15 protein-coding genes are annotated in these 13,963 nt (G+C 36.9%); 2 read left to right on the forward strand and 13 right to left on the reverse strand.

Annotated elements, in window-relative coordinates; all coding sequences use genetic code 11:
* Window positions 1–4: 4 nt before the first annotated feature.
* The 6 genes from ABC255_RS17945 to ABC255_RS17970 form a co-directional block, all read right to left on the reverse strand.
* Window positions 5–778: an SRPBCC domain-containing protein gene (locus ABC255_RS17945; protein WP_412995594.1), complete on the reverse strand. Its 774-nt coding sequence runs from the start codon at window positions 776–778 to the stop codon at window positions 5–7.
* Between the two features lie 734 nt (window positions 779–1,512).
* A complete protein-coding gene (locus ABC255_RS17950) occupies window positions 1,513–2,391 on the reverse strand; it encodes an AraC family transcriptional regulator (RefSeq protein WP_412995596.1) in 879 nt (292 codons plus the stop codon).
* A 90-nt stretch (window positions 2,392–2,481) separates the two neighbouring features.
* Complete coding sequence (locus tag ABC255_RS17955) at window positions 2,482–3,147, reverse strand: LbetaH domain-containing protein (RefSeq protein ID WP_412995598.1); 666 nt, start codon at window positions 3,145–3,147, stop codon at window positions 2,482–2,484.
* Between the two features lie 143 nt (window positions 3,148–3,290).
* Window positions 3,291–4,262 (reverse strand): NHL repeat-containing protein, encoded by a 972-nt coding sequence (locus ABC255_RS17960; RefSeq protein ID WP_412995600.1) that lies wholly within the window; start codon window positions 4,260–4,262, stop codon window positions 3,291–3,293.
* 387 nt (window positions 4,263–4,649) lie between these two features.
* Entirely contained in the window at window positions 4,650–5,147 is a 498-nt protein-coding gene (locus ABC255_RS17965) for a hypothetical protein (protein ID WP_412995601.1), read from the reverse strand.
* Window positions 5,148–5,341: 194 nt separating this feature from the next.
* A complete protein-coding gene (locus tag ABC255_RS17970) occupies window positions 5,342–6,343 on the reverse strand; it encodes an LLM class flavin-dependent oxidoreductase (RefSeq protein ID WP_412995603.1) in 1,002 nt (333 codons plus the stop codon).
* 333 nt (window positions 6,344–6,676) lie between these two features.
* Here ABC255_RS17970 and ABC255_RS17975 point away from each other — a divergent pair, with 333 nt between their 5' ends.
* Window positions 6,677–7,288, forward strand: coding sequence for a cell wall hydrolase (locus ABC255_RS17975; RefSeq protein WP_412998581.1), 612 nt, complete (start codon window positions 6,677–6,679; stop codon window positions 7,286–7,288).
* A 104-nt stretch (window positions 7,289–7,392) separates the two neighbouring features.
* Window positions 7,393–7,821 (forward strand): DUF2383 domain-containing protein, encoded by a 429-nt coding sequence (locus ABC255_RS17980; RefSeq protein WP_412995605.1) that lies wholly within the window; start codon window positions 7,393–7,395, stop codon window positions 7,819–7,821.
* Window positions 7,822–7,948: 127 nt separating this feature from the next.
* On the opposite strand, the gene ABC255_RS17985 is transcribed toward ABC255_RS17980, so the two are convergent.
* The 7 genes from ABC255_RS17985 to ABC255_RS18015 form a co-directional block, all read right to left on the reverse strand.
* Window positions 7,949–8,080 (reverse strand): hypothetical protein, encoded by a 132-nt coding sequence (locus ABC255_RS17985; protein WP_335536856.1) that lies wholly within the window; start codon window positions 8,078–8,080, stop codon window positions 7,949–7,951.
* A 118-nt stretch (window positions 8,081–8,198) separates the two neighbouring features.
* Window positions 8,199–9,029 carry a GNAT family N-acetyltransferase gene (locus tag ABC255_RS17990; protein ID WP_412995607.1) on the reverse strand — a complete coding sequence of 277 codons (831 nt, stop codon included), beginning with the start codon at window positions 9,027–9,029 and terminating at the stop codon, window positions 8,199–8,201.
* A gap of 396 nt (window positions 9,030–9,425) precedes the next feature.
* A complete protein-coding gene (locus ABC255_RS17995) occupies window positions 9,426–10,463 on the reverse strand; it encodes a DUF3231 family protein (RefSeq protein WP_412995609.1) in 1,038 nt (345 codons plus the stop codon).
* A 39-nt stretch (window positions 10,464–10,502) separates the two neighbouring features.
* Window positions 10,503–11,540, reverse strand: a complete 1,038-nt coding sequence (locus ABC255_RS18000) for a DUF3231 family protein (RefSeq protein ID WP_412995610.1) — start codon at window positions 11,538–11,540, stop codon at window positions 10,503–10,505.
* A 428-nt stretch (window positions 11,541–11,968) separates the two neighbouring features.
* Window positions 11,969–12,676 (reverse strand): AraC family transcriptional regulator, encoded by a 708-nt coding sequence (locus ABC255_RS18005; RefSeq protein ID WP_412995612.1) that lies wholly within the window; start codon window positions 12,674–12,676, stop codon window positions 11,969–11,971.
* Window positions 12,677–12,679: 3 nt separating this feature from the next.
* The gene (locus tag ABC255_RS18010) at window positions 12,680–13,153 is read right to left on the reverse strand and encodes a GNAT family N-acetyltransferase (protein ID WP_412995614.1); all 474 of its coding nucleotides are present in this window, start codon (window positions 13,151–13,153) and stop codon (window positions 12,680–12,682) included.
* Between the two features lie 15 nt (window positions 13,154–13,168).
* Window positions 13,169–13,582, reverse strand: a complete 414-nt coding sequence (locus tag ABC255_RS18015) for a VOC family protein (protein ID WP_412995616.1) — start codon at window positions 13,580–13,582, stop codon at window positions 13,169–13,171.
* Window positions 13,583–13,963 lie beyond the last annotated feature (381 nt).

Genomic DNA, 13,963 nt, shown 5'->3' on the forward strand with positions numbered 1-13,963 from the left:
CTATTTACTCCACTTTATTTTCTACGTAATTTTTAAGTAAGGTTCCAAGAAGATATTCCCACCCTTTCGAGTGTTCTTGTTCCCATTGTTCTTGGATTACTCCTGATGCAGTATGTGAAAGTTGAAGAACAGTTCCTCCTTCTTTTTCCTGTAGACGATAGGTATAAGCACTATTTACAGCCCCTTGCATACCAAGGTGTCCGAATAGACGAATTTCTTCAGGAGCGTTTACAAAGTAAACATTCCCCCAGATGGCTCCGTCATTTTCACCCCATTTTTCAATAAATTGTCCTCCTGGTACGGGTTCAAATGTAAAGTGAGATGTTACTCCTTTGGGTGCTATTCGAAATTCCCACCAATCTTCCACCCTTTCTGTTAATGCTCTAAAAACAGCTTCCCGCGATGCGTTTATAAATAACTCCTGTTCAATACGAAATTCACTCATTTTTTCTTTTCCTCCTATTTGTTCTATTGCAGAACGTAACTTTAATAGAGAATTTGCCGTAGGCTCCATATATTTTCCTACCCAACGGTTATGCATTTCTTGAAGCGGTACCGCATTAAGAAAGTTCCGTTTATATTTTCCTTCACGTCGAACCACTACCAAATTTCCTTCTTCTAATATCTTCAAATGCTTCATAATGGCATATCTAGTAACTTCCGGAAAATACTCATCAAGTTCTCCGGTTGTTCTAGGGGACTGCTTAAGAATATCGAGAATCTTTCTGCGGATTGGATGCCCTAGTGCTTTAAATACGTTAGAGAGTTCTTCATTCATTACATCGATCCTTTCAGTATCGATTAAAAAACATGTGCCTAAAAAGTCACATTTATATCAAGTGACCAAATGGTAACATGTTTTACCTCATAACGTCAAGGGCCACAAATTTTATCCTTTTCTCTTAGCGAAAAATCAAAATAAACAAAAAAACACCGTCTAAACTGACGGGTTTTGTTCATTCAATTATTTATTCAACCAAGTACATCTTTATCTTGTATAAGTTCAAATCTATGCAATAAATCCTTTACCAATTAAATTAATGTGAGCTTTTTGTCTAAGAAGTCTAATCTTCTGATTTTTGGTTAATCTTCTCCAGATCCTAACTTTGAAATACATAAAAAGCCCTCCTAACTATGATTGGAGCCCCTCCAAATACTTCTACACATTTCTACTTTTTTATCTACTAAACACGAATTCTATTTTTATTGTAGTTATGTTTTTATTCTATCAGACAAATTGTTGATTGAAAAATTAAAAAGGTCGACCAATTCTAACGTAATATTACAAAATTCACTATTAATTTCACAGTAAACACACTACAAAATAGAATAACACTAGAAATCATTCCATTCATGTCGAAATGTATTTCGAATATTATGAAAATATATGTCAATATTGTGAACATTTAAAAAAGAAAAGAGCCCTTCAGTTACTGTACCTGAGGGCTTTTTGTTCACTATTACTTGTTTTAAAAAAGAAATTTGTCCATCCGTGCGAGTAACACTAAATTTCTATCCATTTTTCGAGATCACAGGCACCCAAATTTCGCTACGAAAAGTTGGAGAAGTTACGTCTTTATGTTCGTTCCACAACATTTCCGGGCCAACTTCGAGTTGATAGTTCGAGGAAGGAAACCATTCTGAGTAGATTCGCCCCCAAACATTCTGCAGCGTTTCAGGAAATGGTCCGACCGCTTCAAATACTGCCCAGGTTAATGCAGGTACTTCGAGTTTCGTTAGATTCTCAGGGCAATCCTTAGTGGTTGCCACTCCAATATAATGATCTAACTCTCCTTTTTCCTCCATTCGACCTTTAGAAAAATTTGTTGAGGCACTTAGCAGTCCCATTGGTTCGACATTAGAGAGTTGCTTAAGTGTGTTTATTTTCTCCATATCTAAACTTTGCCACATCGCTGCAATTTCAGGATTTACACCATTAAATATGATCGGCACTCTCTTTTTGATTCCTACTAGATTAAAACTTTCTTTTTCGATAATTCGGTAGTTCATTTCACTTCCTCCTTTAATAGTTAGTTGGAAGGTCATCCTAGGAAAAGCTTTCAGCGATTGACCACTTTTTCTCGCTTCCGAAGGTGTAATTCCGTGCAAGCTTTGAAAAGCTCTTGTAAAGGAATCTGGTGAGTTATATCCATATTTTATAGCAACGTCCAATATCCTCACTTTACTTTTCATCAATTCAAAAGCTGCAAGTGAAAGCCTCCTGCGGCGAATATACTCCGAAAGTGATATACCAGCTAAATATGAAAACATCCGTTGAAAATGATATTCCGAGCAATAGGCGCGCCTAGCCACTTCTTTAATATCAATATCTTCGAGTAAGTTTTTTTCTATATACCCTATTGCATCGTTCAATCTTCTAAGCGAATCCATGATGAACCTCCTCTCATTAAAAGAATAGCAGAAAGGAAATGAACACATCCGACTATTCCTGCACCGATTTGCAGGGTTGATTCTAAATTCTTAACACGCAAGACCGCATGAACATTTATTTTTCCCAAAATACAATGAATAAGCAGCAGGAAATTCCTGATTCACCCGTTGCACCTCTTTCGCAAATTCTTCCTCTGTTTTTGGGACAGTTCCTAATGAATCAGCTTTATGCTGGGTATCGATGCTAGCACCAGGGGGTACAAAGCTATTAGGTCGAAGTTTAACTCCATTGGTAACCACTGCTCCTGATGAAATAAAGCTCCTTTCTCCTATTATGGCATTATAAACGATTGCTTTAAAACCAATAAAAACATTATCATCTACTCGGCATGGTCCATGAATCAATGCACCATGTGCACAGGAAACCTGATCCCCAATATAAATAGAGTATCTTTTATTGTCCTTCTCAAAATACTTGTTTTTTAACCCGTGGAGTATCACACCGTCCTGAAGATTACTATTACTTCCAATATAAAAAGGAGTTCCCTCATCTGCACGGATACTTACGAAAGGTGCCACAAATGTGTTTTTCTGAATGGTTACATCTCCTACTACAAATGTAAAAGGACTCAAAAATGCTTGATTATCAATAGTGGGAAACCTAGGATAGGGATTGACCGAAGTTGGCGGGTTATACCCTGCATAATAAGTGTATAGATTATATGGACCATTCTGATAGCCATGATGATTCCACAATTGTATCTCTCCCTTCTTTTTAAAAATCGTTAATATGTATGTAATATATGATGACTTATGTATTGAAATTTTCATTTCTTCTTAAACTTAAAAAGGCGGCAAATCGTTGCCGCCCTTTTTCCATGTGATTTAGTTGCTTAACTTCATTCCATATATCTCAATGTTGCGTGATCTGTATTTCTAAATGTCAAATAAAAAGGAACGCCTAATGGTCCTCCGCTTAAGAATGGAGGTATGATTTCATCAAACGTCTTCGTGTCGACATCATAGACTCGAACGGAACCAGTAAATACGCCAGTAGGTACATTCGATACATCACTAATTGGTACATACAATTTTCCGCTTGGACCGAAAAGAATAGCTTGTGCGAAAGCTCGTGGTTCTCCTACTGCATATAGATCTATTTGGTCGATAAGCTGTCCCATTTGATCGAAAATTAATATTTTATCGTTGTCATTAGGGTCTGCACGAAAACTTGTAACGTAAAGATTACCATCAGGACCCCAAACTAAACCTTCAGGACGATGAAGATTATTTTCTTCACTTGAAGTGATAAATTCCCCTAGGTACTCACCTGTTTCCGGGTTGAAGCGAAGGACCCACCCATCAAGTGGATTGAAAATATTGACTACTGAGACGTACAGCAATCCGTCATGTGGACCGATGACTACACCCCGTGGAAAAAACGGTGCAAAGAAGTCAGGATGTAATAGGTTGCGTAGAAATTCACCAGTGCTTCCGTCAAATTCTCTTAACTCCCCTGGCTGATTGTTTATGTCAAGAAAGTCCGCTACAAACAGAGAATTGTTGTATGAGAGGATAATCCCACGGGGTGCAAACGCAGCATTACAGCCTTCTGAACTGACCAGTTCGCTTATAAACGCTCCCGTTTGACCATTGAACAATAAAACATTTCCAGGTTCGTTAGTGTCGACATTTTGGTTTGATACAAGTAAATTTCCTACAGGATTGAATAAAAGTCCACGAGGACCATTCAAGCCTCCGCTTCCTGATGTGACAAAACTACCAAGGAACTCCCCTGTTGTTGGATGGAAACGCTTAACCGTGTTATCCCGTCCATCTCCAATGAAAAGGAAGTCTTTCCGATTTCCCATAAAATCACACCTTTCTACAATACTAAGTAAAATTATAAAACTTTACTCTATTTACTTTATGAATACGAGAGTTATTTTGAATGAGACAAACTATCTGATAAACTAGCACATTTTTAGTAATATTTCTTTTACAATTTATCTTCTCTACTATATCAAATTCGATTTCAGCAGCTTTTGATTTCGTTATTTACATTCGACATTATCATATTTGATCCCATATTTAATTGCATCAGTATTTCAACTGAAACTAGTCCTTCCAGGCGAAACCTATGAGAAACAACCAAAACAATATACAAAAAAAGCTGTATAATTGGGCATTTATGTATAAACGGTGCCTGTCACCAGTACAGTTGTCAACAAACAGTGGCACCAAAAACAGCCGGAGTCCTATTCGGACTCTGGCTGTTTCGTTTTTGTTTCTCCGTTGTTTGCTTGCTGTTGATTGGTTTTGAAGATATCTTTTGATACGGCGTTTAGTTTGTTTACGAAGCGGTTGAATCCAAATCCTACGAAGAAGGCGAAGCTTATTTGTGCATAAGGGGTATCCTCAAAGTCGACAAATTCTATTAGTAGGATCCCGCTTTGGATTAAGGTGACTGCTACTATTGCTGTACCTGTTGCGAATATCGGATAAAAGATGTACATAATCCATTCCCTATAGTCGTTTAATTCATCTTTCATGTAATGAGAACAAAACATATATAAATGTCGCAGTGAGCCCCCAATGGATCCAGCGAAGAAATAATACAAAAAGATTTTAATGTCATCTATAAATGGCAGTGATTTATCAAGTGCTCCAGTCATTACGATCCCTATTGCTATAAAACTCCCGAAAAACAACAGCGAAAGATATAGTAAGATACCGGCTTTTAACCAATTATTCACCCAAATCACCCCGCTTGTGATACTCCATCCTATGTGATAAAGAATTTGGGCGTGACTAATTTTGTTTTTAAAGCCCGACTAATGTTATTTTACTAGATACGAATGCAGTACAAAAAAGATGACGTTTTTAACACGTCATCTTTTTTAAATTATCCTATTTGTCCACAAAGTACCAAAAGTGACAGAGATAAAAATTAATCCCCGTCCACCACTTCTTTAAATATTTCATATGAACGTTTTTGTTTCTCAGGATCATAAATATATGACACAGCCATGATTTCATCAACAGCATAGTAGTCTTGAAAGCTTGTCAGCTGCTGACGGATGGTTTCTTTGCTTCCGATTAAGGTAACACTGGACATGGACTTTGCCATTTCTTCTTCCATTGGTGTCCAAATTCCATCCATGGTTTCAACTGGCGGCTGTAATGGATTACGTGAACCGCGAACCACGTTTAGGAAAAACTGGTGCATAGTGGTTTGTAACATTTTAGCCTCGTCATCGGTTTCTGCTCCTATGACATTTAAACATACCATCATATATGGTTTGTCTAGGTACTCAGAAGGTTGGAACCGCTCGCGATAAATTTTAATCGCTTCTCCCATGAATTTCGGTGCAAAGTGTGAAGCAAATACGTATGGCAGACCCAGGCTTGCTGCTAAATAAGCAGAATCTGTGGAAGATCCAAGAATATATACCGGGACATTGGTTTCCACACCCGGATAGGCTTTTACATAACCTTGGTGCTCTTCTGGTCCAAAATAAGTCAGCAGTGCCTGAACATCATCTGGAAACGTATATACGGAGTCATTTTTTGAGCGGCGCAGCGCATTGGCTGTCATCATATCTGTTCCAGGTGCGCGTCCAAGACCCAATTCTACTCGATTTGGATAAATCGTAGCCATTGTACCAAATTGTTCGGCAACAACAAGCGGCGAATGGTTTGGCAGCATAATTCCACCAGAACCTACCTTGATTGTTTTGGTATGCTCCAATGTATGTTTAATGAGTATGGCAGTAGCTGAACTAACAAGTGTCGGAGAGTTATGGTGTTCGGCGATCCAGTAGCGCTCATAGCCCATTGCCTCTGTTGCTTGTGCTAAATCAACCATTTCCTCAATCGCTTGTTTTGATGTCCGTCCTTCACGGATCGGAGCTAGATTTAAGACTGAAACAGGTATATTAAAAGTTCCCATTATATATATTAGTCCTTTCTTTTTAAAGGTATATTTCTATAGTAACAATAGAAATACAAGAAACAAACTTATATGCTTTGCTTACTATTTCTAAATTATCCTGTGTCACTTCCGATAAAATGATTCACCATATGATTTCAATTTCCACTACAACTTTTAACTCCCGCCCTATGTCACCGACTATCACCAGTTCTACTAATTTGGAAGATAATTCCTTAACTTTACTAGTCTTCAAATTGTCTCCTCTATGTAATTTAACTGTAATACTATTCTATTTTTTCAATTCATAGTAATAGATTTAAATACATTAAACCAACTTGGAGGACTAGAATGATGAAAAAACTAATCACTTTATTAACACTTGCCGCTTCACTACTTTTTGCTTCCCCCACATTTGCTTATATGGTTAAACCGGGAGACACGATGTCAAGTATTGCAAGAGAGAATCATTTAACTCTTCAGGAATTAGCTGATAATAATCCCCAAATTTCCAATTTAAATCTTATTTACCCTGGTCAAGAGCTCAATACAAATAAAACGATTAGATCTAATGAGCCGAAAATAGTAGAACCTGTGAACCAAAGTCTATCGAACGAAGAACTAGATTTACTGGCACGATTGGTTCGAGCTGAGGCACAAACGGAACCTTTAGAGGGCAAGATTGCTGTCGCTTGTGTAGTTCTTAACAGAGTCGAAAGTCCTCAATTTCCAAACACCATTAAGGAAGTCATTTATGCTCCTGGTCAATTCCAACCCGTGCAAAATGGTGAAATTAACAAACCAGCCGATGAGGAATCGATTCAAGCTGTACAAGCCGCTCTCACGGAACAACGCCAATTGGCTCCTGGTGCTTTATTCTTCTATAATCCAGCTATCGCCTCCAGCCGATGGCTCGATACAAGGACAACTACCCTTGTAATTGGACAACATGTCTTTAAAAAATAGAAAAATGGCCCATTATGGTCCTTTTTCTTCAATATGAATAAAATTTTGATTATCCGTATACCTCCGCTCACAAACTGCATAATAAGTTTTGAGGAGCTGATTAAATGACGAATGAGACAATTATTGAGGAGTTAAATACCTTATTAAGAGGTACCTATATGGGGATCCGATCATTTGAACACTATATCCAAAAAGCTGAAGAAAATGAGCTAAAGAAGGTTTTTCAATCGATGCAACAGGAGGTTAAGCAGAATTCTCAGAGACTTGCTGAGCGCATTCAAAATCTTGGCGGTGTCCCAGCAGACGATGAAGGTTTCTCTGGTTCCATACATAGTTTTATGCACAAAGCCATGCTTCCGGATGACACAAAAGAGATGATTGAAGATGCTTTGAAAGGCTTAGATCATTATGGAGTTCAATATTCGGAGAAACTTGTCAGGGGTGACCTCGACCCTGAAAGCAGGCAGCTTGCGGAAAAAGTCATTGACACAAGCCGTAAACAAATCGAACAGCTTCAGCATTTACTTCACTAATAGCAATAAAAAATGACGTGTGCTTTAAACACGTCATTTTTATGGTTTTGCTATAAACAAAAAGAAAAGCTGTCCTGGACAGCTCCTGTTAGATGATCCTATCATATTTAACTAGATCCAATTGGTCCTAAAACCAAATCCTTTTATAATAATCATACTCATACAAATCCATATTCTCATCATTTTCTATTTGTGGGGCACACTCTTCACAAGGTTCTTCTGACTTGTTATGTTCACATTGTTCTAATAAAAGTTCCATGGTTTGTTTCCCCTCCCCTAGTTCTTACTATTATTATAATGTAAACGGTTACAAATGTCTCCTATTAAATTCTGGAAATTTATTATATTATCAGAGGGGCATGGAACACCCCTCCCTTTTAAAAATTAACTTTATAGTATTCTTGAGAATGATAGCTTCTAAATCCACATGATTCATATAGCCTTAGGGCATGGGCATTTTTAGCCTCTACCTCTAGAAAAATTGAAAAACCTTTTTCATCTTCCATTTTTACCACTTTTGATAGTGCTTTTCTGCCGATCCCTTTTCCCTGTAGTTCTGGAAAAACAGCAAATCCAAAAATCCATGCTTCACCATTCATTTCGGAAAGTCGCATTTTTCCAGCAATTTTTCCATCTACTTCAATGATTAATCTAACATCAGTATCGAGGTCTTTAGTTTCCAGCTTATACTGTCGTGCTTCTTTTTCATTTAACCCGAAGCATTGGACGTCCAGCTGTATCTCAGCTTCTGTGTCATCTCCGGAAAAAGAGGGTCTTACCGTCACCGTTGGGTCGTCAGGTAACTCCGAAACTTTCTCCCATTTCATTTGGTATTCTACCAGTGATAAAGTGCAAGGGATGTTCTTTAAAAACTCCTTTGCTGATTGAGATTCTGTTGGAGCATTTAATAAAATGGTCTTAGCCACACGTTTCTTTGCTTCCTCAAGTGCTTCTTCAAGCAGCTTTGAAAAGATTCCTCTCCTTCTGAATTCCGGGTTCACCATTCCGCAAATTTCTACTTTATTACCGAAATAATAGCTTCCAAGGAAACCAACAAGCTTGCCATCCTCATAATGAAAAAAATCTTCCTTACGATTTTCAGACCTGCTTTCCAGCATATCAAAATTAAGCTTCAGCTGAAGCTGTCCTTCTTCCTCACAAATTTGCTGAAGCAATTTTATATTTTTCAATTCTTCTTTCATCAGCATTTTTTTTGCTCCTTTTTAATGTAAAATTTGGAAACTACTCAAAAAATGTAGGGATATTTGTAATCCCCATATCTGTGTTTTTGGATTACATTGGAGTTGCGATGGGTCTTGGGTAAAACTTCTAGCTTTTATTAATGGCCCCTCAATGTTCTTTAACATGAATATGACTTTCTCCCATTTAACTACTCCAGCCGCCCGAGGTACTTAAATTTATTATAATTGTATTATTTTAAATAATAAAATAGAATAATAGTTCTCTATGTAAAAACGCTTATGGATAAAACTCAATTGATTTTTCCAGATTGGTTACAGAAAATAATAAATGATTTAAACCTTACCACCTTCATTTTTCATATAAAAAAGGATAGATTTGGAATCTATCCACCCTTCACTAATTTACTTATCATATTGATTATTTTCAATTCCTTCTTTTCTTCCTGTTGTTAATGTTCTACGGTCACTGGCTTTTGGCGGTTCCTCCATCCATCCATTTTCAATCATGAGATTCGCACCATCTTCCGCAAATCTAACCAATTCAGCAATCATCGCCATATACTTTTCAGCGATGTCCGCCCTTGAAGTAACGCTTAATGCCGTTCCATAGAAGGCAATGGCAATCTGTGAAGACAGTTGGACTTGATACATCATCCACTTATCTGTAAAAGGTGAAGTTGTCGAGTTTGTAACATGTGATTGCCAGGACGCAGGAGAATTCAGCATTTCCTCACGAAAGATTTTCTCAAATGCAGCAATATGTTTAGTAGAAATCTCCATCCCCCTGTTGATATACTGCCGAACTTTCTTAGAAGCAGCCACTTGGCTAAAACCCACTTTTAATGCCACATGCATATGCATTTTGTTCATATTAAAAGTAATATCCCCAATTTCAATCCCCGTTAATGGCCGGCGCTCACCAAACCATCCTGTTAAAAAACTTTGGTGTTTAACAAAATCGATTTCTACAGACGGCGTCAGGACAGCCGGTCTTGAAAATAGCCCTTTCGTCAGCAGACTATCGATGACTTTCTCAAAAAGCAGCATCGTCTCAGTGTTACAGGTGCTGTAGTATTTACGAAGGTCTGCTCGTATCGAGGTACTGAGAGACAAGGAGTAACCTGTCAGCCCTTGTAAAGTCATTATGTAAATATAGTACAGATAAAATGGATCCTGAAACAAGCGGGGAGCATGAATATTCACATCCTCTTCTGTAAATCCTTTTGGAATGGGAACACCTTCTCCTACAAAGAAATCCTTTACTTTTTTCACATGACCTTCTGAAAGCTCCAATGAATATTTGTATATTTCAATAATATCTTCATCTTTTATGTGTTCAAGTGCATACCTAATAAAAGCGATTGACATTGTATCAAACATATATTGAGTCCATAAACTTGAGACCTCTGGAGCGGTTAAAGATATTCTGGTTGGTTCCATTACACTCTTCCTTTACGTCAAAGATCTTCCAAATAAAGATTACTTAGCTGACAGTTGATCACGGTCAATGGCTTTTGGAGGCTGTTCCATCCATCCATTTTCAATCAAAATATTTGCCCCGTCCTCCACAAATAAAGCAACCTCGGAAAGTGCCTTCATATACATTAAAGCAATATCTCTTCTTCCATTCACAGCCATAGAGTTTGCGAATGACCGAATTTTAATAGAAAACATATCTACTTTGTGAAACACCATGATTCGATCTGAGAAAGGTGAAAAAGTAGACTCTGTAACTAAATGATCAATTTGGGATGGAAACGGTAAATTTTCCTTATGGAGTTTATCCTGAAACTGTTGGACTTCCCGGTCGGTAATCGCTTTACCTCTTACAAAAAAATGTCTTACTTTTTCCCTTTTGGCGACTTGGCTAAAGCCAATTAGTAGAGCTTTACTGGTGATATTGTTTTCAATATTATCATATAGATGAGTGATTTCGAGTGCATGTAATTCTCTTATATCGCCGAAAAAGCCATTCAAATAATTTTCCTTTTTAATAAAATCCACTTTTTTAGGCACTGGAATGGCTGCAGGTTTCATAATATAACCTTTTTGGATCAATACATTGTTGAGCTGCCCCAACAGTATGGTGGTAGTTTCATTACAATAAATGAAAAATTCTCGTATGTCCTCTCTCATTACCATCGGAATGGCAATGGCATATAAACTAAGTCCTGCTTTTGCAGCATATTTCAAATAATGCACATAAAATTGATCTTCAAACAACCGCGGAGCACCGAGATTTACATCATCTTGGGTAAATCCCACGGGAATTGGAAAGTTTTCTCGTTTGAAAAACTTCTCAATTGTTTGTATAAAGTCAACTGTTAGGGCTAGACCATTTTCGAGCAAGGTTTTTATATCCTCATCTTCAACATTCTTTAGGAAGTACTGCAAGATCTTATTCGACATACTATTCCCTACATAGGTTGCCCAAAGCTTTCCCATTTCCACAGCAGTAAAATGGTTTTCTGGAGCTAATTTATCTGAGCTAATGTTAATTGGTTTCATTAAATCCATATTTACTCCCCTTAACCTTATTTTCCCTTTAGTTTTTTCTTCATTCCGTAATATATTCTCATTTTGTTAATAAATCGGTACATGAAAGAGCATGACAAAGAATAAAATGATAGGAATGGATAAGATTATCGCTGCAATTGGACGCTTATAATGTAAAAGCAGCATTAAAAAATGATTAAATTGAATAAAATGGACCATGCCATTGTCCAGCCATGGTGATGAGAAATTAAGTCAAAGTACCGAATATTTATGTATTCTACTAGTGAGAATAAAGCCACCCAGAAAAGTTTACTGGAAATAAATTGGATATCCCGTCATTATGTAATTAATCATTAGTGAAAATAACTAACAAAAAAGCGCTTCTGCATTTGGCAGAAACGCTTGCAACAAACTATTATCGTCCCTAATTGAAATAGATGGGATATTCTTTAGGACCGTTGCGCCCTTATAATTTCTAAATATTGTACATCCCCTAATCCATACTCTTTGAAATTTTCTAAGAGGGAGAATAAAAGTTCTTTTTCCGTCATATTTTGGTTCTTTTTAATATACATCATTAGGTTACTATCCTCGTTAAGATAAGCTAAATACAACTCAACGCCCTTCCTTAAGGGTACTAGATCGATAGATTCTGGGAGAGTTTTATTTATCAATACTTCTACATAGTGTTCATAATAACCAGCTGCCATTAATGTGTAATTTTCAATAGGTTCAAACTTATCACCAACAATATGCAGGTTAATGGGCTTAGTGTGACCCTTTTTGTCGAGCCAAGCAAGAATCGTGAGGATATTGATTTGACAAAACATATCCTCGTCAAACCATAGTTCTATGTTGGTAAAACTTTTGCTAATGAGCGGCTTTAATGGGTTTAACGTAATATCAGTATATTTTTCTGAAGTTACGTGATGAACCTTTGCCCGTTTTTCGTTGAATTCCGGTGTGAATAGGTCTTCGGTTGTTTCCCCAAAACACATTGCTTCGTTAAATGGGATCATCTTTTGGCCTTGGAGGAAATTCTTCCTTTTAAAAAAATCGTACATTGCTTGTCCGTTTAATATATGTAATGTTGTTTCTTGAACCATCGTCACCACACCTGCCATTTCTTTAACAATTACGCACTCTTTTTTGAACATCAGTTATTGCTCGATTAACTTTTCCATCACTACTATGTTCACTGGGAAATTATTAGAACTCGTTACCATTTCCTCTTTCGACACGGTATAACCAATAGATTGATATAAACGTACATTATGAGTTAAGCTGCTCCTCACTTTGCATTGCAGTTTATAAAATCCCTCTTTTTTTGCATATACATCGAGCCAAGATAACATTGATTTTGCAATCCCTCTTCCCCTTGCATAAGGTGGAACCGATACTCTTGAAAAATACAAAGATCTTCCTATTGTTTTAAATCGTAAAGAACCAAGTGGACAGCCATCAATGTAACAGATAATAAATTTTTCTGAACCATTACGAAAAGAATCTCTTAATGATTCGACTGGTTCATAAATCGCACTTGAAGGAACTTCCAGAAATCGATACTCTTCAAATGCTTCCTTCATGAGTTTGTGCGCAATGACTATCTCGGCTACATTTCCTAATTTAATCATTTTGTTTATCCCCCATTAAGACAGAAACTTCTCTTTAAATTTTGGGCTAAGTTCACTCCACACATCGAATTTATTTCCGTCAAGATCATAGAAAACAAAGTTTCTGCCGCTATGTCCTCTGTTCTCTATTTCTTCTACTTTAATTTCTTTTTCTTTAAATTCTCGATAAATGGTTTCAAGAGAGTATATTCCATTCACTTCAAATGTGAGAGAAAAACACTCTTCACCGTATATATTATAGAAGTTGGCACTTTGATTTTCCTTTGCCTTAACTAGGAAGAAACTTTGGTTTGCAAGGTTAAGTATTGCTTTGTCTTCATCTTTATAGCTTAGCACTGCACCTAATTTGTTTACATACCATTGGGATGATAACTCCACATCACTCACAGGTAAATAAGAAGTTCCAATCCTTAATAATTTGTTATCCATTGTATTTCCTTCCTCCTCATATCAAGAATGTCTATATTCGAATCCTGTTGACACATTATTCATTCAAAGTAATAAAATACAGATACTTGTCCGTTTCAAATCCTCTCTTAATTTCATTTAATAATTTTATAAGGTAAAGAGAGGTGATAAGAAATGGGTCTTCAAAGATTTTGTATTTATGAAGTGCTATGTACTGTAGGAACTTGCAGTGTAGAAGTTGGTGATTTAGTGTGTGTTCCTTGTGTGATACCTTGTCCTCCGCTAAAAGCTTGTAGAAATTCTGAAGGATGTGTAATTCTTTTGGAACTGCAATCTGAAGATTGCAGAATTTGTCCATTTGATTCAGTAATACTTCCTGAAGAATTTGATTGCTTCGATTAA

The sequence above is a fragment of the Neobacillus canaveralius genome, assembly GCF_047237705.1.
GTDB classification, from domain to species: domain Bacteria; phylum Bacillota; class Bacilli; order Bacillales; family Cytobacillaceae; genus Neobacillus; species Neobacillus niacini_K.

What these genes read in the sequence shown, in the direction of transcription:
- ABC255_RS17945 (WP_412995594.1), bottom strand. Translation starts at nt 778, where the DNA reads ATGAATGAAGAACTCTCTAACGTATTTAAAGCACTAGGGCATCCAATC.
- ABC255_RS17950 (WP_412995596.1), bottom strand. Translation starts at nt 2,391, where the DNA reads ATGGATTCGCTTAGAAGATTGAACGATGCAATAGGGTATATAGAAAAA.
- ABC255_RS17960 (WP_412995600.1), bottom strand. Translation starts at nt 4,262, where the DNA reads ATGGGAAATCGGAAAGACTTCCTTTTCATTGGAGATGGACGGGATAAC.
- ABC255_RS17970 (WP_412995603.1), bottom strand. Translation starts at nt 6,343, where the DNA reads ATGGGAACTTTTAATATACCTGTTTCAGTCTTAAATCTAGCTCCGATC.
- ABC255_RS17975 (WP_412998581.1), top strand. Translation starts at nt 6,677, where the DNA reads ATGAAAAAACTAATCACTTTATTAACACTTGCCGCTTCACTACTTTTT.
- ABC255_RS17980 (WP_412995605.1), top strand. Translation starts at nt 7,393, where the DNA reads ATGACGAATGAGACAATTATTGAGGAGTTAAATACCTTATTAAGAGGT.
- ABC255_RS17985 (WP_335536856.1), bottom strand. Translation starts at nt 8,080, where the DNA reads ATGGAACTTTTATTAGAACAATGTGAACATAACAAGTCAGAAGAACCT.
- ABC255_RS17990 (WP_412995607.1), bottom strand. Translation starts at nt 9,029, where the DNA reads ATGCTGATGAAAGAAGAATTGAAAAATATAAAATTGCTTCAGCAAATT.
- ABC255_RS17995 (WP_412995609.1), bottom strand. Translation starts at nt 10,463, where the DNA reads ATGGAACCAACCAGAATATCTTTAACCGCTCCAGAGGTCTCAAGTTTA.
- ABC255_RS18000 (WP_412995610.1), bottom strand. Translation starts at nt 11,540, where the DNA reads ATGGATTTAATGAAACCAATTAACATTAGCTCAGATAAATTAGCTCCA.
- ABC255_RS18005 (WP_412995612.1), bottom strand. Translation starts at nt 12,676, where the DNA reads ATGTTCAAAAAAGAGTGCGTAATTGTTAAAGAAATGGCAGGTGTGGTG.
- ABC255_RS18010 (WP_412995614.1), bottom strand. Translation starts at nt 13,153, where the DNA reads ATGATTAAATTAGGAAATGTAGCCGAGATAGTCATTGCGCACAAACTC.
- ABC255_RS18015 (WP_412995616.1), bottom strand. Translation starts at nt 13,582, where the DNA reads ATGGATAACAAATTATTAAGGATTGGAACTTCTTATTTACCTGTGAGT.